Here is a 20,000-nt window from a genome sequence, read left to right on the forward strand (position 1 = left end):
ATGTCACAAGAAGCTAATTTTTGGGCGCGTGTTTTAGAATTGGCTCAAAAACAAATCAAAAAAAATACATATGATTATTTTGTTTCAGGAGCTCGGTTAATGAAAGTTGAAAATTTTCAAGCTACTGTACTTCTTGACAGTCCTGTCAAACAATTATTTTGGGATCAAAATTTAGCAGATGTCATCATTACTGCAGGTTTTGAAATTTATAATGACCAAATCACCGTACACTATATCTTTCAAGAGGAAAATGATGAAGTTACTCCATCAACAAATACAAATCATTCAGTAGGTAAACCAAGTCTTCCTCCTGTTGAAACTGGGTTAAAAGCAAAATATACATTTGATAATTTTGTTCAAGGTGATGGAAATGTTTGGGCTCTATCGGCGGCACTCGCTGTTTCTGAAAATTTAGCAACAACTTATAATCCATTGTTTATCTATGGTGGACCAGGATTAGGAAAAACCCATTTACTAAATGCAATTGGAAATCAAATTTTAGAAAATATTCCTGATGCTAGAGTGAAATACATTCCTGCTGAGACTTTTATCAACGACTTTTTAGAACATCTTCGATTAGGAGAAATGGAAAGTTTTAAGAGAACTTATCGCAGCCTTGATCTCTTATTGATTGATGACATTCAATCTTTAGGAGGAAAAAAAGTTTCTACTCAAGAAGAATTTTTCAATACCTTTAATGCTTTGCACGGAGATAATAAACAAATTGTTTTAACAAGCGACCGAAGTCCTGATCATCTGGATAATCTTGAAGAACGTTTAGTCACGCGCTTCAAATGGGGATTAACTCAAAACATTACTCCACCTGATTTTGAAACAAGAATCGCTATTTTACGCAATAAGATAGAAGGTTTAGATTACATTTTTCCAAATGATACCTTAGAATATCTAGCAGGTCAATTTGATTCAAATGTGCGAGATTTAGAAGGTGCTCTAAATGATATTTCTCTTATGGCTAGAGTAAAAAATCTGAAAGAAATTACAATTGACGCTGCTGCTGAAGCTATTCGAGCTCGAAAACAAGATGCAAGTCAAATTTTAGTTATTCCAATTGATAAAATCCAAACAGAAGTTGGAAATTTCTATGGAGTTAGCGTTAAAGAAATGAAAGGAAGTCGTCGGGTTCAAAATATTGTCCTTGCTAGACAAGTAGCTATGTATTTAGCCCGTGAATTAACCGATAATAGTCTTCCAAAAATTGGAAGAGAATTTGGCGGTAAAGATCATACAACGGTCATACATGCTCATGGGAAAATTAAAACAATGCTCGAAACGGATGATAATCTTCGATTAGAAATAGAAAACATAAAAAATAAAATCAGATAATTGTGGATAATTGCAGAAAAAATGTTAAAGTTATTCACAATTTATAAACAGGTCTGTTTTTGTGTTCTATCGCTGATTAGGAAACTTTTCCACAAGTTTCACACAAACTACTATTACTATTAACTTAATAATCATAAAATAATAAAAGGAGTGTCTATGATTAACTTTTCAATCAATAAAAATTTATTTTTACAAGCTTTAAATACAACAAAACGAGCTATTAGTCTTAAAAATGCTATTCCCATTCTTTCTACAGTAAAAATTGATGTTACAAATGAAGGAATTACATTAATTGGTTCAAATGGACAAATCTCTATTGAAAATTTTATTTCAATTAAAAACGAAAATGCAGGGCTTTTAGTGACCTCTTCAGGCTCCATTTTGCTTGAAGCAACTTTTTTCATCAATGTTGTATCAAGTCTTCCTGATGTTACACTTGATTTTAAAGAAATTGAGCAAAAGCAAATTGTTTTAACTAGTGATAAATCAGAAATTACCTTAAAAGGAAAAGATGCAGATCAATACCCTCGTATTCAAGAAATTTCAGCAAGTAATCCTTTGATGCTTGAAACAAGTGTTCTTAAAAATATTATTAACGAGACAGCTTTTGCAGCTAGTACACAAGAAAGTCGTCCGATTTTAACGGGGGTTCATTTTGTTTTAACAGAAAATAAAAATTTAAAGACGGTTGCAACAGACTCTCATCGGATGAGCCAAAAGAAGATTGTCTTAGAAAAAAATGGGGATAATTTTGATGTTGTTATTCCTAGTCGTTCTCTACGCGAATTTTCAGCCGTTTTTACGGATAATATTGAAACAGTAGAGATTTACTTCACAAATAATCAATTGCTCTTTAGAAGTGAAAATATTAGCTTCTACACTCGGCTGTTAGAGGGAAATTATCCTGATACCGACCGTTTAATTCCAACAGAATTTACTAGTATCGTAACATTTGATAAAAATAATCTTCGTTATGCGATGGAACGTGCACGTCTTCTTTCAAATGCGACTCAAAATGGAACAGTTAAATTAGAAATTATAAATGGTGTAGTTAGTGCACATGTGAACTCTCCTGAAGTTGGACGTGTGAATGAAGAAATTGATACTGAAAGTATTTCAGGTCAAGATTTAACCATCAGTTTTAATCCAACTTATTTAATTGATTCATTGAAAGCTATTAATAGTGAAAAAGTTACAATCAGCTTTATTTCAGCTGTTCGTCCATTTACTTTGATACCAAGCGATGACACAGAAAACTTTATTCAATTGATTACGCCAGTGAGAACAAACTAATGTATGATGTAGGAAATTTTGTTGAAATGAAAAAACCACATGCTTGTACGATTAAATCTACAGGCAAAAAAGCAAATCGTTGGGAAATTATTCGAGTGGGTGCGGATATTAAAATTCGCTGTACAAATTGCCAACATATCGTGATGATGAGCCGATATGATTTTGAACGAAAACTAAAAAAAGTGCTAGGAAATTGATTTCTTAGCACTTTTTCATGATTTTATTTTAATTTTTCAAATTTACCGTCTGTAATTTCTTTAAAACCTTTACTTGTTAAGAGTTCTTTACTAGCTTTCATACTAATTTTTTTAGATTTTCTTGTATTCTTATCTGTATACATTCCAGGCAAGGTTGCTAATTTATCGAAGTTTACTTTATTAAAGTTAATTTCTACAGTTTCCTTAACTCCCTTTTCTTCATAAGTGACTTTTTCTTTAATTCCCTTAATATTTTGATACATTTGAGAAGCTTTATCAATTCTGTCTTTAACATCTTCTTTTTTAGTAGCTCCTAAGGTTTTATAAGACAAAAATGAATTAGTAGTTTGTTTTGTGACAGTATCTCCTTTATAATAATAAGTTAAACGTAAGTCGTATTGTAAATTTTGATCAATTCTTTGAAATGACATCTTTTTTTCCTGAGACCCGCATGCAATGAGAGTGATGAGTGAAAAAACTGCAACAATACTAACCAATAATTGTTTTAAATATCTTTTTTTCATGGCATTACCTCCTATACCTCAATAAAATTATAATATTTTTATTAGGAAAATACAACATTTTACAAAAATGATTAAGTTATAAGTCAAATAGTGGTAAATATGATATAATGGTTTATTGAATTGAAAAGGTGAAAGGAAGAGCGAAATGGCTTTAACAGCAGGAATTGTAGGATTACCTAATGTTGGAAAATCCACTTTATTTAATGCAATTACAAAGGCAGGAGCAGAGGCAGCTAACTACCCCTTTGCGACGATTGATCCTAATGTTGGACGGGTAGAAGTTCCAGATGCTCGTTTGGATAAATTAACAGAACTTATCAAACCACAGAAAAAAGTGCCAACAACTTTTGAGTTTACAGATATTGCAGGGATTGTAAAAGGTGCTTCAAAAGGAGAGGGTCTAGGAAATAAATTTTTAGCTAATATTCGTGAAGTAGATGCCATTGTTCATGTGGTTCGGGCTTTTGATGATGAAAATGTTATGCGGGAACAAGGACGTGAGTCAAATTTTGTTGACCCAATGGCTGATATTGAAACGATTAATCTTGAGCTGATTTTGGCAGATTTAGAAAGTATCAACAAACGCTATGCACGTGTGGAAAAAGTTGCTCGAACCCAAAAAGATAAAGATTCAGTAGCTGAATTTCATGTTTTGCAAAAAATTAAACCATTTTTAGAAAATGGTTTATCAGCACGTACCATTGAATTTGATGAAGAAGAACAAAAAATTGTCAAAAAATTATTTTTATTGACTACAAAACCAGTGCTTTATGTTGCGAATGTTGGTGAAGACGAGGTAGCAGATCCGGATAATATTGAGTATGTTCAACAAATTCGCGAGTTTGCAGCAACTGAAAATGCAGAGGTAGTTGTTATATCTGCGCGTGCTGAAGAAGAAATTTCTGAGCTAGATGATGAAGATAAAGCTGAATTTCTTGAAGCAATGGGCTTGAATGAATCTGGGGTTGACAAATTAACCAGAGCAGCTTATCATTTATTAGGACTTGGAACTTATTTTACAGCAGGAGAAAAGGAAGTTCGAGCTTGGACATTTAGACGTGGCATGAAAGCACCACAAGCAGCTGGAATTATTCACTCAGACTTTGAAAAAGGCTTCATCCGTGCTGTAACCATGTCTTATGATGATTTAGTGAAATATGGAAGTGAAAAAGCAGTCAAAGAAGCAGGACGACTGCGTGAAGAAGGAAAAGAATATATCGTTCAAGATGGCGATATTATGGAATTTAGATTTAATGTGTAAAGCATTGTAAATTAAATATAAACAAGGTTGGAAAAACTTTTCCAGCCCTTTTGGTCTTTTTAGAGGTAAAAAATGGTAAAGATGATTGTAGGATTAGGAAATCCTGGAGAAAAATATTTTGAAACAAGACATAATGTCGGATTTATGCTAATCGACAAAATGTGTAAAGAACAAAATTTAAAGTTTACAACTGATAAAATTTTTCAAGCAGAGATAGCTTCTACATTTTTAAATAGTGAGAAAGTGTATTTTGTAAAACCAACAACCTTTATGAATGAGAGTGGAAAAGCTGTTTATGCTCTTTTATCTTATTATGGTCTAGATATTGAAGATTTAGTGGTTATCTATGATGACTTAGATATGGAAGTAGGAAAAATACGACTTAGAGCAAAAGGCTCTGCTGGTGGTCACAATGGCATCAAATCAATTATCAAACATATAGGAACCCAAGAATTTAAACGAATTAAAATTGGTATTGGTCGTCCCGAAAATAATATAACCATTATTCACCATGTGTTAGGAAAATTTTCAAAAGGAGACTATGCTATAATTTTAAATACACTTGACAAAGTTGACAGTGCTGTAAATTATTATTTACAGTCTAATAATTTTGAACAAACAATGCAACAATACAATGGATAAAAAGATGGATATTATTGAGTTATTTAATCAAAATAAACAAATAGTTGATTGGCAAAGAAATCTAAATAAATCAACTCGGCAGTTATTAATGGGTTTGTCATCTTCAACTAAGGCTATTACAATGGCCTCTTGTGTAGAGGAAAATCACAAAATTTTGATTTTAACGTCTACTTATAGTGAAGCAGAAAGACTTTCTAGTGATCTGATTGGCTTGGTGGGAGAAGAGAGGGTCTATACATTTCTTGCAGATGATACTCCGTTAGCTGAGTTTGTCTTTTCTTCTCAAGAAAAGATTTTTTCTCGTTTGGAAGCTCTAGATTTTTTATTAGATTCTCAACAATCAGGATTTTTGATAGTTAATGTGGCAGCTAGTCAACTATTTTTACCCAATCCTGTTAATTTCAATTCAGCTTATATTGATTTAAAAATAGGGCAAGAATATGAGTTGAAAGATTTGATTTCTCAATTGTTAAATTCAGGTTATAAGCAAGTGTCACAAGTATTGAAACAAGGGGAGTTTAGTCTTCGTGGTGATATTTTAGATATTTTTGAGCGCTCTAGTCAAATGCCTTTTCGGGTTGAATTTTTTGGTGATGAAGTTGATGGTATTCGTCTATTTAATCCTGAAAATCAAATTTCTATTCAAAATGTAGAACATGTGCATATTCGTCCTGCTACAGATATCATATTTGCTAAAGCAGATTATAAAAATGCACAGAAAAAAATAGAAAATCTTATAGAAAAAACAGTAGATTCAACCTCAAAATCTTATTTAGAGGAGATTTTAGCTAGTACAAAAGAACAAACTCAACATGCTGATATTAGAAAATTATTATCTTATTTTTATCAAAATGAATGGACAATTCTTGATTATCTTCCAAAACATAGCCCAATTTTCTTTGATGATTTTCAAAAAATTATGAATAGACATGCTCAGTTTCAATTAGAAGCAGCAAATTTATTGACAGAAGATTTACAAACTAGTAAAGCTATTGCAAATCAATCTTATTTTGCAGATGTTTATTCAATATTTAGAAAGTATAAACCAGCTACCTTCTTTTCCAATTTTCATAAAGGACTGGGAAATTTAAAATTTGATTCTCTTTATCAATTTAATCAGTATCCTATGCAGGAATTTTTTAGTCAATTCCTGCTTTTGAAAGAAGAAATCAGTCGCTATAAAAAATCTAACTATACAGTTATTTTACAATCAAATTCTTTATTATCTTTACAAAGTTTACATAAAACTTTACAAGAGTATGAAATTTCACTTGATTATGTCAATGATACTAAAATTCATGAACATGCTGTTCAATTAGTAGAAGGGCATTTAGTTCAAGGGTTTAATTTTGTAGATGAAAAAATTGTTTTGATTACAGAGTATGAAATTCTGCAAAAAAAAGTAAAACGAAAAGTTCGTAGACAGAATATTTCTAATGCTGAACGTTTGAAAAATTATAATGAGCTGGAAAAAGGAGATTATGTTGTTCATAACGTTCATGGAATTGGGCGATATTTAGGAATTGAAACGATTGAAATTTCAGGAATTCATCGTGATTATCTCACTATTCAATATCAAAATGCAGATCGTATTTCTATTCCTGTTGATCAGATTCAGCTTCTTTCTAAATATGTTGCGAGTGATGGTAAAGCGCCTAAAATCAATAAATTAAATGATGGACGTTTTCAAAAAACTAAACAGAGAGTACAACATCAAGTCGAAGATATTGCTGAGGATTTAATCAAACTTTACGCAGAGAGAAGTCAATTAAAGGGATTTGCGTTTTCTAGTGATGATTCTTATCAGCAAGAATTTGATAATGATTTTCCTTATGTAGAAACAGAAGATCAGTTGCGCTCTATAAAAGAAGTAAAAAAAGACATGGAAAGTGATCATCCTATGGATCGTCTTTTAGTTGGAGATGTTGGTTTTGGGAAGACGGAAGTAGCTATGAGAGCTGCTTTTAAAGCAGTAAATAATCATAAGCAAGTAGCAATTTTAGTTCCCACTACGGTTTTAGCTCAACAGCACTATACGAACTTTAAGGAACGTTTTAACGATTTTCCTATCAACATTGAAGTATTAAGTCGTTTTAAAAGTAAATCAGAACAAAAAACAATTTTAGAAAAATTAAAAAAAGGGCAGGTGGATATTATTATTGGAACGCATCGTCTCCTGTCAAAAGATATTGTATTTGCTGATTTAGGACTCATTGTTATTGATGAGGAACAACGCTTTGGAGTTAAACATAAAGAAAAATTAAAAGAGTTGAAAACGAAAGTTGATGTTTTAACCTTGACGGCGACCCCTATTCCTCGTACACTCCATATGTCCATGTTAGGTATACGTGATTTATCAGTTATTGAAACTCCTCCAACAAATCGCTATCCTGTTCAAACTTATGTCTTAGAAAATAATACAACAGTTATTCGAGATGCAGTTTTAAGAGAAATGGATAGAGGAGGGCAGGTTTACTATCTTTACAATAAAGTTGACACAATGGAGCAAAAAGTTTCAGAATTGAAAGAATTGATTCCAGAAGCTTCTATTGGATATGTACATGGTCAAATGAGTGAAATTCTTCTTGAAAATACTTTACTTGATTTTATCAATGGAGAATATGATCTTTTGGTCACAACGACTATTATTGAAACTGGTGTTGATATTCCTAATGTTAATACTCTTTTTATTGAAAATGCAGATCATATGGGATTGTCAACTTTATATCAATTACGAGGGCGTGTTGGTCGTAGTAATCGTATTGCTTATGCCTATCTCATGTATCGTCCTGACAAGGCTTTGACAGAAATTTCTGAAAAACGTTTGGAAACTATAAAAGGATTTACAGAATTAGGCTCTGGTTTTAAAATTGCTATGCGAGATTTATCTATTCGCGGTGCTGGAAATATTTTAGGAAGTTCACAATCTGGCTTTATTGATTCTGTTGGATTTGAGATGTATTCTCAATTATTAGAAGAGGCTATTGCTAAAAAACAAGGTACAGAAAAAAGAAGGCAAAAAGGAAATGCTGAAATTAATTTGCAGATTGATGCCTATCTTCCTAGCGATTATATTGCTGATGAAAGGCAGAAAATTGAAATTTACAAACGTATTCGCGAAATTGACAGTCGTGTAAATTATGAAGAATTACAGAATGAATTGATAGATCGTTTTGGAGAATATCCAGATGTTGTTGCCTTTTTATTAGAAATTGGCCTTGTAAAGTCTTATTTAGATCAAGCTTTTGTTCAGCTTGTTGAAAAAAAGCAACAATCTGTGATTGTCCGATTTGAAAAAGTTTCTCAACAGTTTTTCTTAACTCAAGATTACTTTGAAGCTCTTTCTGTAACAAATTTAAAAGCAAGAATTTCAGAAAATAAGGGATTGATTGAAGTTATATTTGATGTAAAAAATAAAAAAGATTATGAAATTTTAGAAGGACTTCTGCAGTTTTCAGAAAAGTTAGTAGAAATTAAAAATCAAAAGAAAGATTGCTAACTTTACAATTTTGTAAAGTTTCATTTTCGTCTATAATATTTTCTTAAAAAATGGTAAAATAATAAATTGAGGTAACTTTATGAGGTTAGATAAATATTTAAAAGTATCCCGTATTATAAAACGTCGTCCTATCGCTAAAGAGGTGGCCGATAAGGGAAGAATTAAAGTAAATGGAATTTTAGCTAAAAGTTCAACAGATTTAAAAATCAATGACGAAATAGAGATTCGTTTTGGAAATAAAATTTTATTAGTTCGTGTTCTAGAAATGAAAGACAGTACTAAAAAAGAAGATGCCACTAAAATGTATGAAATTATAAAAGAAACAAGGGTAGAAGTAGATGGCTAGAAATATTGTTCAATTAAATAATCGCTATATACAAGATGAAAACCAACATCGCCGTTATTTAGAGCAAGAAAGAAGAAAAAAGAATCGCTTTATGGGGTGGGTATTGATTTTAGTCATCTTATTGTTCATTTTACCGACATTTAATTTGGTTCAAAGCTATCGAAATTTATTAGAACGTCGAACACAATTGACGCATTTACAAAAGAGGTACGAAGAAATAAGCAACGAAAAAGAATCTCAAAAAGCTTTTGCTAATAAATTAAAAGATGAAGAATATGCTGCTAAATATGCACGCGCTAAATATTATTATTCTAAACAAGGGGAATATATCTATACAATCCCAGGATTGTTGCCACAGTAAGAATGGAAAATTTATTAAAAACGATTGAACAATTTTTGGAGTTTTCTGATGAAAAATTAGAAGAATTATCCAGAAAGAATCAGGCTTTAAAATTAGAAGAGACTAAAAAGGAAAGGGGAGAGCATGCGTAAGTTGCTATTTCTATTATTGTTGCCAGCATTTTTTACTGCAAAGACAGTAGTAAGTACAGAACAAGATGTAAAATTGACCGCAAAGCAACAATATGAAATTACTAGTACGACCTACAGTAACTACTACACGGATCTTCCAACCAATCCAAATGTTTATGAGCAAATTCCAACTTATACGTCCTTAAATTTAGAAAAAGTTGCTGGGAGTTTAACTCCGAATACACCAATTAAACTTTCTGACTTACAAGTCAATGAACAAGGACTCCCAGTTTTTAAACTCGCAAATGGACAATTCATTCCTGCCGATAAACGAATGATTTATGATGATATTGTCCAATCTAGTGAAGATGTTTCACAAACAATGTGGCTCAAACCGTCGTTTGTAGTTTACAATCAAGCTTTTGTAAATGGAACAAAGGAAGTGAAGACGAATTTATTACCTTATCACCCAGTGAAAATTACTCAACTTGCTGAGACGACATCAGGAAAATATGCTTATGTTGAGGGCAAAGGTTGGATTGATGTGAAATACTTGTCTGATACAGATAATCGTATGGATAAAGTTCAAGAGATTTTAACAAGCAAGTACAATAAAGCAGACTATTCTATCTATGTAAAACAACTAGATTCTGGGAAAACTGCTGGTATCAACCCAGATTTGGAAATGTATTCTGCTAGTGTGGCAAAACTTCCCATTCTTTATTATGCGCAGAAGCAATTAAATGAAGGAAAATACAAGCCATCTTCTGGTTTAAAATATATTCCTGCTGTAAATGACTATTCAGGTGCTTATGATACAGAAGGTAGTGGAAGCATTTCTAAAAAATCAGATAATAAATCCTACAGCATTCAGGAATTGATGAACCATATCGCAAAAGAATCGGATAATGCAGCTACAAATATTTTAGGATATTATATTACTAATCAATCAGACAACGCTTATCAAGCAACAATTGAGCAAATCGCTGGGAAAAAATGGGATGTGGAAAAACGCGATGCTTCAGCAAGGATGGCAGGAAATGTGATGGAAGCTATCTATGAACAAAATGGGGACATTATCAATGCACTATCACAAACAAATTTTGATGAGCAGCGTATTTCTAAAAATATAAATGTAAAAGTGGCTCATAAAATTGGGGATGCTTATGATTTTAAGCATGATGTTGCAATTGTTTATGCTAATTCTCCTTTTGTTCTGTCTATTTTTACAAATCATTCTGATTATGACACCATTTCTAAAATTGCAGATGATATTTATGAGGTTTTGAAATGATAGAACAACAATTTTTTCAAATGGTGCAAAAAAAAGGCTATTTCAGACATCATAGAAAAGTTTTACTTGCTATTTCTGGTGGATTAGATTCTATGACTTTGCTTGATTGGCTTTATAAATATCGCGAAAAACTAGAAATAGAAATTTACCTTGCTCATGTTAATCATGGAGTGAGAGAAGAATCTGACTTTGAAGAAGAAAAACTAAAAAAAATAGCAAAGAAACTTGGTGTAAGCATTTTTACATCAAGTTTTTCTGGACCATTCTCAGAACAAAAAGCGCGTGATTTTCGCTATGCTTTTTTCAAAAAAATTATGAAAGAGGAACAATGCACAGCATTAGTAACAGCACACCATGCTGATGACCAAGCAGAAACGATTTTTATGAGAATTCTTCGTGGCAGTCGTTTATTTCATATTTCAGGAATAAAGGAAAAACAAAGATTTGCGAATGGAGAATTGATAAGACCATTGCTGTCTTTTCAAAAATCAGATTTCCCTACTATTTTTCACTTTGAAGATTGGACAAATCAAGAAAATCATTACTTGCGCAATCGGATTCGAAACGATTATTTCCCAATTTTGGAAAAAGAAAATCCACAACTAAAAAAACATTTAATAGAATTGGGAATAGAGATTTCTCAAATGCAAGATGCATTAGTATATTTAACGAAGAATATTGAATTAACAAATGTAAAGGAATTCCAATACCAACCTTATTGTGTACAAAGTTTTTTACTACAGACTTATTTAAAGAAATTTCCTGATTTACAGATAAGTAAAGCACAGTTTTCTGATATTTTAACAATCTTAAACAAACATTCTAATTATGAACAACTACTTAAAGCGGATTATGAGCTATATAAAAATTATGATTATTTTGAGATTCGTAAAATCAGTCCACAGTCTGATTTAAAAGTGGATTCAATTTTGTTAAAATATAACGATATTGTGGAATATGGTAATTATCGCTTTTCTTTTGGAAAAGAACTTCATGGTACAGAAATTCAAGAAGTATTTGTTTCACGTGAAACAGAAATTATACTTCGACGCAGAAGAGAACAAGATAAAATATTCTTGAATCAACATTATAAAAAACTTCGTCGGTATTTTATTGATCAAAAAATTCCTATAGATCAAAGAAAAAATGCTGTTATTATTGAGCAAAATGGGGAAATCTTAGCAATTGCTGGAATCGTAACATGTGATTTGAGTAAGAGTCAAAAAAATGATATAATGTATAACAAACTTTATATTCAAAATTTAGATAGGTAAAGAAGATGCTAGAACAAGATATTAAGAAAGTTTTGGTTTCACATGATGAGATCGTGGCAGCAGCAAAAAATTTAGGAACTCAATTAACTAGTGATTATGCAGGGAAAAATCCTATTTTTGTAGGAATTCTAAAAGGTTCCATTCCTTTTATGGCAGAGTTGATAAAGCATGTTGATACCCATATTGAAATGGATTTTATGTTAGTGTCAAGTTATCATGGTGGGACATCTAGCAGTGGTGTTATCAATATTATTAAAGATATTGATCAAGATATTGCTGGACGTCATATTCTTTTTGTCGAAGATATTATTGATACGGGAAAAACATTGAAAAGCCTGTGTGAGTTATTTAGGGAGAAAAAAGCTGCGTCTGTTAAAATTGCTACACTTTTGGACAAGCCCGAAGGACGAAAAGTTGATATTGAAGCAGATTACACATGTTTTACAATTCCAAATGAATTTGTAGTTGGTTATGGTCTAGATTTTGATGAAAATTATCGGAATCTTCCATATGTAGGGGTTTTAAAAGAAGAAGTTTATACAAAATAAAAAGGTATATTGATAGATAGATGAAAAATAAACAAAATAATGGTTTTATAAAAAATCCTTTCTTATATATTTTAATTATTGTTGTTGTTATTACAGGTTTTCAGTATTTTTCAGCTGGAAGTTCTGTAGGTCGTAGTCAGCAAATTAACTATACTGAGTTAGTTAAAGAAATTAGAAATGGAAATGTAAAGGATATTAGCTATCAGCCAAATGGTAGTGTTATTGAAGTTGCAGGTACTTATAAGAAAGAAAAGAAGGTAAAGGATAATAGTGGTATTCAGTTTTTTACTCCTTCTTCTACCTCTGTAAGCCGCTTTACTAGTGTTATTCTACCTTCAGATTTAACGGTAGCTGAATTACAAAAATTAGCTTCAGATAAGGGAACTGAAATCACCATTAAACGCGAAAGTTCAAGTGGTGTTTGGATTCAGGTGCTGACAACTCTGGTGCCATTTGCCATCTTTGCTTTCTTCCTGTTCTCTATGATGAATCAAGGTGGAGGCGGTGGAGCGCGTGGAGCTATGAGTTTTGGACGTAATAAAGCGCGTGCGACAAACAAAGAAGATATAAAAGTACGCTTTTCTGATGTAGCAGGTGCGGAAGAAGAAAAACAAGAACTAGTTGAAGTTGTTGAATTTCTAAAAGATCCTAAACGTTATACAAAACTAGGGGCTCGCATACCAGCTGGTGTTCTTCTTGAAGGCCCTCCAGGAACTGGTAAAACTCTTCTTGCAAAAGCCGTCGCTGGTGAAGCAGGAGTTCCATTCTTTAGTATTTCAGGTTCAGATTTCGTTGAAATGTTTGTCGGTGTCGGTGCTAGCCGTGTTCGCTCTCTTTTTGAAGATGCAAAAAAGGCAGCTCCAGCGATTATCTTTATTGATGAAATTGATGCTGTTGGTCGTCAACGTGGTGTTGGTCTCGGTGGAGGAAATGATGAGCGCGAGCAAACCCTTAATCAACTTCTGATTGAGATGGATGGTTTTGAAGGCAATGAAGGGGTTATCGTCATTGCTGCTACTAACCGAAGTGATGTTTTAGATCCCGCTCTTTTGCGTCCTGGTCGTTTTGACCGTAAAGTTCTTGTTGGTCAGCCAGATGTAAAAGGTCGCGAAGCAATCCTTCGTGTTCATGCTAGAAATAAACCTCTTGCTGAAGATGTTGACTTAAAACTAGTTGCTCAACAAACGCCTGGTTTTGTTGGTGCTGATTTGGAAAATGTCTTAAATGAAGCGGCTCTTGTCGCAGCGCGTCGAAATAAAAAAGTTATTGATGCTTCCGATATAGATGAAGCAGAAGATCGTGTTATTGCAGGACCGTCTAAAAAAGATAAGACAGTTTCACAACGTGATCGGCAAATTGTCGCTTATCATGAAGCAGGACATACGATTGTTGGTCTTGTTTTATCAAATGCACGTGTCGTTCACAAGGTAACCATTGTACCTCGTGGTCGTGCAGGTGGATATATGATTGCTCTCCCGAAAGAAGATCAGACTCTTTTATCTAAAGAAGATATGAAAGAGCAATTGGCAGGACTTATGGGGGGACGTGTTGCTGAAGAAATTATTTTCAACGTCCAAACTACAGGCGCTTCCAATGACTTTGAACAAGCCACACAAATGGCACGTGCGATGGTAACAGAGTATGGTATGAGTGAAAAACTCGGTCCAGTTCAATATGAAGGAAACCATGCGATGTTTGGCGCTGCGAGCCCACAAAAATCAATTTCAGAGCAAACTGCATATGAAATTGATGAGGAAGTACGTAATTTGCTTAATGAAGCGCGTAACAAAGCAGCAGAAATTATCCAATCCAATCGTGAAAAGCATAAATTGATTGCAGAAGCTCTTCTTAAATACGAAACACTTGATAGTCATCAAATTAAATCATTGTATGAAACTGGCGAAATGCCTGATGAACCAAGTGTAAGTTCTTCGCATGCTTTGAGTTATGATGAAGTGAAATCTCAAATGGAAGAACAAAAACCAGAATAAATTAAAACGATAAAACTCTTTGATTTAGAATCAGAGGGTTTTAACTTTATCCGCTGAAAAGAATGTAAAAGTACCTGAAGAGATAGATAGGTGTATTAAGAAGTGCGAAATAGAAAGCGAAAAGAGTAGAACAGCTACCCAGCCCTCCTAAAAGCTTCAAGTTTGTTATCCTTAAAAGGTAAGTAAAAGGAAGGAGAAGGAAATGGAGTTCAAGGAGTTATATGCCAAGGTGAGAGGAATTGTACTGAAGTGTCGGAGGGAATATTATGTCCACCTGTGGGAGTTAAGTGATTGGGACCAAGAGGGAATGTTGGTGCTCTATCAGTTGGTAAGCCAGTATCCGCAGCTGGTAGAAGAAGAAAGTCAGCTCTATGTTTACTATAAGACCAAGTTCCGGAATCATATCCTGGACATCCTCCGTAAACAGGAAAGTCAAAAACGCAAACTTGATCGTCAAGCTTATGAAGAAGTGAGCGAGATTGGTCACAAGCTCAGCCTAAAAGAACTATATCTGGATGAATTGGTGATTCTCCGAGCCCAGCTAAAGAGCTATCAAGCTCAACTGAGCCCAGAGAAACAGGAGCAGTACGAGCGCTTACTAGCTGACGAACGGTTCAAAGGCCGCCAAGCCATGATTCGAGAATTAAGATCCTACTTAAAAGACTATAGCGATTAAGACAAGTCAGGACTTTCCCTTTTAAAAGGTCATAAAAAGCTCAATTTCAAGTAGAAGTTAGCGAGTCAACAAAAAAATCTGAGATGACTTGTAGTTTAAAACTTTCTTAGGAACGTTATTGATCCAATTTTCGATGAAAGTGACTTGTTTGTGGGTTATTTTCTTAACTCCCTTAGGAAGCCATCGTCTGATAAGTCTGTTATGATTCTCGTTTGTTCCTCTTTCCCGTGAGGAGTAAGGGTGTGCGTAATAGATGTTGTCCTGTGGACATACCTCAGCTAGTCTATTAAACTCCGTTCCATTATCAGCCGTGATGAATTTGATGGTATTAGTTTCCATAAGTGCAGCGACAGCTTGATTGACCAACTGAGCGGTTTTGTCAGAGATTAGTCGGATGAACTGGTGCCGACTTCTGCGGTCAGTGAGGGTGAGAAGGCACTGATTTTTTTGCTTGTTCAGAATGACGGTATCCATCTCATAATGCCCATTTTCAAGGCGTTGGTTGATGAATTCAGGTCGTTCCTCAATCGACTTCCCAGCAGGTTTAAACCGTGGACTAGCCCTCTTCTTTTCAGCCTTTGGCTTTCTGGGGTAAATCAAGTCCTTATAGGTCAGTCCCAGCTGTCCATGATGAATCCAGTAATAGATGGTAGATATGGGGACATTGACTTTCTTTGCATTGACCATCATTTCGGGAGAGTATTTCTGCTTGATATAGTGCAAGATTTTCTCCTTGGTAGCCTTATCAAGTCGACACTTTCGGACAACTTCTCTCTAGCTGATTCGTAACGACTTTGAGCAGTATCTGCAGAATAGAGCAGTTCAAATTTTCCCTTGCGCACTTGTTGGCGAACCAGCTCACGCTTGATGTCATTATGAATAGTCTGAGGTGCTTTTCCAAGCAAGAGAGCGATTTGACGATTTGATTTTCCCTCGTCCTTCCACTTTTCAATTAAACGGCGCTCAGCTATTGTTAAATGCTTGCCTTTTGGGGTATAATGAGTAGGCATCTTAAAGAATCTCCTTGTGTTTGTGGTGAACTACAAGTATATCTCTTTGAGATGTTTTTTCATACACTCGAACTGGCTAACTTCATTTTAGAACTATCAAATTGGAAGAAAAAGTTTAAGAAAAGTAAAAAAAGCTGAAAAAAGGTATTGACAAGAAGAGAAGGAGATGATATACTAAGATAGTTGTCGCTTGAGGGGCGACAAAGACCTTTGAAAACTGAACAAGACGAACCAATGTGCAGGCGACTGTTTAAGAAGACAGTCCGTCAAACATTAAGAAGAAACAATAAATCTGTCAGTGACAGAAATGAGTGAGAACTCAAACTTTTAATGAGAGTTTGATCCTGGCTCAGGACGAACGCTGGCGGCGTGCCTAATACATGCAAGTGGAACGCACGAGGTACACCGTAGTTTACTACACCGTACTTTGTGAGTCGCGAACGGGTGAGTAACGCGTAGGTAACCTACCTTTTAGCGGGGGATAACTATTGGAAACGATAGCTAATACCGCATAAGATATCTTACTGCATAGTAAGATATTAAAAGATGCAATTGCATCACTAAGAGATGGACCTGCGTTGTATTAGCTAGTAGGTGAGGTAACGGCTCACCTAGGCAACGATACATAGCCGACCTGAGAGGGTGATCGGCCACACTGGGACTGAGACACGGCCCAGACTCCTACGGGAGGCAGCAGTAGGGAATCTTCGGCAATGGGGGGAACCCTGACCGAGCAACGCCGCGTGAGTGAAGAAGGTTTTCGGATCGTAAAGCTCTGTTGTTAAGGAAGAACGAGTGTGAGAATGGAAAGTTCATGCTGTGACGGTACTTAACCAGAAAGGGACGGCTAACTACGTGCCAGCAGCCGCGGTAATACGTAGGTCCCGAGCGTTGTCCGGATTTATTGGGCGTAAAGCGAGCGCAGGCGGTTGGAAAAGTCTGAAGTGAAAGGCAGTGGCTCAACCATTGTAGGCTTTGGAAACTGTTTAACTTGAGTGCAGAAGGGGAGAGTGGAATTCCATGTGTAGCGGTGAAATGCGTAGATATATGGAGGAACACCGGTGGCGAAAGCGGCTCTCTGGTCTGTAACTGACGCTGAGGCTCGAAAGCGTGGGGAGCGAACAGGATTAGATACCCTGGTAGTCCACGCCGTAAACGATGAGTGCTAGGTGTTGGGTCCTTTCCGGGACTCAGTGCCGCAGCTAACGCATTAAGCACTCCGCCTGGGGAGTACGACCGCAAGGTTGAAACTCAAAGGAATTGACGGGGGCCCGCACAAGCGGTGGAGCATGTGGTTTAATTCGAAGCAACGCGAAGAACCTTACCAGGTCTTGACATCCCGGTGCCCGTCCTAGAGATAGGATTTTGCTTCGGCACACCGGTGACAGGTGGTGCATGGTTGTCGTCAGCTCGTGTCGTGAGATGTTGGGTTAAGTCCCGCAACGAGCGCAACCCTTATTGTTAGTTGCCATCATTCAGTTGGGCACTCTAGCGAGACTGCCGGTAATAAACCGGAGGAAGGTGGGGATGACGTCAAATCATCATGCCCCTTATGACCTGGGCTACACACGTGCTACAATGGCTGGTACAACGAGTCGCAAGCCGGTGACGGCAAGCTAATCTCTGAAAGCCAGTCTCAGTTCGGATTGTAGGCTGCAACTCGCCTACATGAAGTCGGAATCGCTAGTAATCGCGGATCAGCACGCCGCGGTGAATACGTTCCCGGGCCTTGTACACACCGCCCGTCACACCACGAGAGTTTGTAACACCCGAAGTCGGTGAGGTAACCGTAAGGAGCCAGCCGCCTAAGGTGGGATAGATGATTGGGGTGAAGTCGTAACAAGGTAGCCGTATCGGAAGGTGCGGCTGGATCACCTCCTTTCTAAGGAAAAAACGGAAGCCATTGAGTTTGTCTTGTTTAGTTTTGAGAGGTCTTGTGGGGCCTTAGCTCAGCTGGGAGAGCGCCTGCTTTGCACGCAGGAGGTCAGCGGTTCGATCCCGCTAGGCTCCATTAGGATAGAATCCTACTGAACTTAATAAAGAAGTGAAGTTGAATACGAGACTAACTTCTTAGGAAAAAAGATAAACTTCCTTGTGTTCATGGAACACAGCGTTAGTTTCTTATTTTTCTACAGAAGTTTTCGCAAGCGAACCGTCTCTTAATATCCTAAATTTAGCACATTGAAAATTGAATAACGATATCAAATAGTAACAAGAAAATAAACCGAAAACGCTGTGAATATTAATGAGTATATGACTGAGAGGTCAAAAATAAGGTTAAGTTAGTAAGGGCGCACGGTGGATGCCTTGGCACTAGGAGCCGAAGAAGGACGTGACAAACGACGAAATGCCTTGGGGAGCTGTAAGTAAGCGTAGATCCAGGGATGTCCGAATGGGGGAACCCAACAGGTAGATACCTGTTACCCGTATCTGTTAAGGATATGAGGAGGAAGACGCAGTGAACTGAAACATCTAAGTAGCTGCAGGAAGAGAAAGCAAAAGCGATTGCCTGAGTAGCGGCGAGCGAAAGGGTAAGAGGGCAAACCGAGAAGTTTACTTCTCGGGGTTGTAGGACTGCGATGTGGACTTAAAGATTATAGAAGAAGACCTTGGGAAGGGTTGCCAGAGAGAGTAAGAGCCTCGTATTTTAAATAATCTTTATACCTAGCAGGATCCTGAGTACGGCGGGACACGAGGAATCCCGTCGGAAGCTGGGAGGACCATCTCCCAACCCTAAATACTCCCTAGTGACCGATAGTGAACCAGTACCGTGAGGGAAAGGTGAAAAGCACCCCGGGAGGGGAGTGAAAGAGAACCTGAAACCGTGTGCCTACAACAAGTTCGAGCCCGTTAATGGGTGAGAGCGTGCCTTTTGTAGAATGAACCGGCGAGTTACGTTATGATGCGAGGTTAAGTTGAAGAGACGGAGCCGTAGGGAAACCGAGTCTGAAGAGGGCGCATAGTATCATGATGTAGACCCGAAACCATGTGACCTACCCATGAGCAGGTTGAAGGTGAGGTAAAACTCACTGGAGGACCGCACCAGGGCACGTTGAAAAGTGCTTGGATGACTTGTGGGTAGCGGAGAAATTCCAAACGAACTTGGAGATAGCTGGTTCTCTCCGAAATAGCTTTAGGGCTAGCGTCGACAGAAAGATTCTTGGAGGTAGAGCACTGTTTGGGTGAGGGGTCCATCCCGGATTACCAATCTCAGATAAACTCCGAATGCCAATGAATTATGGTCGGCAGTCAGACTGCGAGTGCTAAGATCCGTAGTCGAAAGGGAAACAGCCCAGACCACCAGCTAAGGTCCCAAAATAATTGTTAAGTGGAAAAGGATGTGGGGTTGCACAGACAACTAGGATGTTAGCTTAGAAGCAGCTATTCATTCAAAGAGTGCGTAATAGCTCACTAGTCGAGTGACCCTGCGCCGAAAATGTACCGGGGCTAAAACAATTTACCGAAGCTGTGGATCCTTTAGGGGATGGTAGGAGAGCGTTCTATGTGTGGTGAAGGTGTACCGTGAGGAGCGCTGGAACGCATAGAAGTGAGAATGCCGGTATGAGTAGCGCAAGACAGGTGAGAATCCTGTCCACCGTAAGACTAAGGTTTCCAGGGGAAGGCTCGTCC

General features: G+C 36.4%; 15 protein-coding genes, 1 tRNA gene, 2 rRNA genes and 1 pseudogene (1 of these 19 running past the window's edge). 17 read left to right on the plus strand and 2 right to left on the minus strand.

What is annotated here, in order from left to right; genetic code table 11:
* The 3 genes from dnaA (at position 1) to EHW89_RS00015 (ending at position 2,834) form a co-directional block, all read left to right on the plus strand.
* Positions 1 to 1,344: a chromosomal replication initiator protein DnaA gene (gene dnaA / locus EHW89_RS00005; protein ID WP_004225063.1), complete on the plus strand. Its 1,344-nt coding sequence runs from the start codon at positions 1 to 3 to the stop codon at positions 1,342 to 1,344.
* Positions 1,345 to 1,500: 156 nt separating this feature from the next.
* Entirely contained in the window at positions 1,501 to 2,637 is a 1,137-nt protein-coding gene (gene dnaN / locus EHW89_RS00010) for a DNA polymerase III subunit beta (RefSeq protein WP_126466334.1), read from the plus strand.
* Positions 2,637 to 2,834 (plus strand): DUF951 domain-containing protein, encoded by a 198-nt coding sequence (locus tag EHW89_RS00015; RefSeq protein WP_022526716.1) that lies wholly within the window; start codon positions 2,637 to 2,639, stop codon positions 2,832 to 2,834. Before dnaN ends, EHW89_RS00015 begins: the two co-directional genes overlap by 1 nt.
* 23 nt (positions 2,835 to 2,857) lie before the next feature.
* Here EHW89_RS00015 and EHW89_RS00020 read toward each other — a convergent pair whose 3' ends face one another.
* Positions 2,858 to 3,358 carry a YehR family lipoprotein gene (locus EHW89_RS00020; protein WP_126466335.1) on the minus strand — a complete coding sequence of 167 codons (501 nt, stop codon included), beginning with the start codon at positions 3,356 to 3,358 and terminating at the stop codon, positions 2,858 to 2,860.
* Between the two features lie 145 nt (positions 3,359 to 3,503).
* On the opposite strand from EHW89_RS00020, the gene ychF reads away from it, so the two are divergent.
* The 11 genes from ychF to EHW89_RS00075 all read left to right on the plus strand — a co-directional run bounded on the left by ychF (position 3,504) and on the right by EHW89_RS00075 (position 15,360).
* Positions 3,504 to 4,619 (plus strand): redox-regulated ATPase YchF, encoded by a 1,116-nt coding sequence (gene ychF / locus EHW89_RS00025; protein WP_126466336.1) that lies wholly within the window; start codon positions 3,504 to 3,506, stop codon positions 4,617 to 4,619.
* Positions 4,620 to 4,691: 72 nt separating this feature from the next.
* Positions 4,692 to 5,261: an aminoacyl-tRNA hydrolase gene (gene pth, locus EHW89_RS00030; RefSeq protein WP_126466337.1), complete on the plus strand. Its 570-nt coding sequence runs from the start codon at positions 4,692 to 4,694 to the stop codon at positions 5,259 to 5,261.
* Positions 5,254 to 8,760, plus strand: coding sequence for a transcription-repair coupling factor (gene mfd, locus EHW89_RS00035; RefSeq protein ID WP_126466338.1), 3,507 nt, complete (start codon positions 5,254 to 5,256; stop codon positions 8,758 to 8,760). Before pth ends, mfd begins: the two co-directional genes overlap by 8 nt.
* A 79-nt stretch (positions 8,761 to 8,839) precedes the next feature.
* Positions 8,840 to 9,106 carry an RNA-binding S4 domain-containing protein gene (locus tag EHW89_RS00040; protein ID WP_003040545.1) on the plus strand — a complete coding sequence of 89 codons (267 nt, stop codon included), beginning with the start codon at positions 8,840 to 8,842 and terminating at the stop codon, positions 9,104 to 9,106.
* The gene (locus EHW89_RS00045; RefSeq protein ID WP_003026832.1) at positions 9,099 to 9,467 is read left to right on the plus strand and encodes a septum formation initiator family protein; all 369 of its coding nucleotides are present in this window, start codon (positions 9,099 to 9,101) and stop codon (positions 9,465 to 9,467) included. The genes EHW89_RS00040 and EHW89_RS00045 overlap by 8 nt, the downstream gene beginning before the upstream one ends.
* A 2-nt stretch (positions 9,468 to 9,469) precedes the next feature.
* Complete coding sequence (locus tag EHW89_RS09565) at positions 9,470 to 9,598, plus strand: SP_0009 family protein (protein ID WP_003026834.1); 129 nt, start codon at positions 9,470 to 9,472, stop codon at positions 9,596 to 9,598.
* The gene (locus EHW89_RS00055) at positions 9,591 to 10,871 is read left to right on the plus strand and encodes a serine hydrolase (RefSeq protein ID WP_126466339.1); all 1,281 of its coding nucleotides are present in this window, start codon (positions 9,591 to 9,593) and stop codon (positions 10,869 to 10,871) included. The genes EHW89_RS09565 and EHW89_RS00055 overlap by 8 nt, the downstream gene beginning before the upstream one ends.
* Positions 10,868 to 12,145, plus strand: a complete 1,278-nt coding sequence (gene tilS, locus EHW89_RS00060; RefSeq protein WP_126466340.1) for a tRNA lysidine(34) synthetase TilS — start codon at positions 10,868 to 10,870, stop codon at positions 12,143 to 12,145. Before EHW89_RS00055 ends, tilS begins: the two co-directional genes overlap by 4 nt.
* Positions 12,146 to 12,150: 5 nt before the next feature.
* Positions 12,151 to 12,693 (plus strand): hypoxanthine phosphoribosyltransferase, encoded by a 543-nt coding sequence (gene hpt, locus EHW89_RS00065; RefSeq protein WP_004225026.1) that lies wholly within the window; start codon positions 12,151 to 12,153, stop codon positions 12,691 to 12,693.
* A gap of 20 nt (positions 12,694 to 12,713) precedes the next feature.
* Complete coding sequence (gene ftsH / locus EHW89_RS00070; RefSeq protein WP_049512744.1) at positions 12,714 to 14,684, plus strand: ATP-dependent zinc metalloprotease FtsH; 1,971 nt, start codon at positions 12,714 to 12,716, stop codon at positions 14,682 to 14,684.
* A 202-nt stretch (positions 14,685 to 14,886) separates the two neighbouring features.
* Positions 14,887 to 15,360, plus strand: coding sequence for a sigma-70 RNA polymerase sigma factor region 4 domain-containing protein (locus tag EHW89_RS00075; RefSeq protein ID WP_126466341.1), 474 nt, complete (start codon positions 14,887 to 14,889; stop codon positions 15,358 to 15,360).
* A 29-nt stretch (positions 15,361 to 15,389) separates the two neighbouring features.
* Here EHW89_RS00075 and EHW89_RS00080 read toward each other — a convergent pair.
* Positions 15,390 to 16,370, minus strand: a pseudogene (locus EHW89_RS00080) (IS30 family transposase).
* Positions 16,371 to 16,696: 326 nt separating this feature from the next.
* On the opposite strand from EHW89_RS00080, the gene EHW89_RS00085 reads away from it, so the two are divergent.
* The 3 genes from EHW89_RS00085 to EHW89_RS00095 form a co-directional block, all read left to right on the plus strand.
* Positions 16,697 to 18,252, plus strand: a 16S ribosomal RNA gene (locus EHW89_RS00085).
* 56 nt (positions 18,253 to 18,308) lie between these two features.
* Positions 18,309 to 18,381: transfer RNA gene (locus EHW89_RS00090), tRNA-Ala, on the plus strand.
* 264 nt (positions 18,382 to 18,645) lie between these two features.
* Positions 18,646 to 20,000, plus strand: a 23S ribosomal RNA gene (locus EHW89_RS00095); it runs 1,546 nt beyond the window's last position.
* Together the 16S and 23S rRNA genes with 1 tRNA gene alongside form the textbook arrangement of a ribosomal RNA operon.

The organism is Streptococcus periodonticum (assembly GCF_003963555.1).
In the GTDB taxonomy this organism is placed as follows: domain Bacteria; phylum Bacillota; class Bacilli; order Lactobacillales; family Streptococcaceae; genus Streptococcus; species Streptococcus anginosus.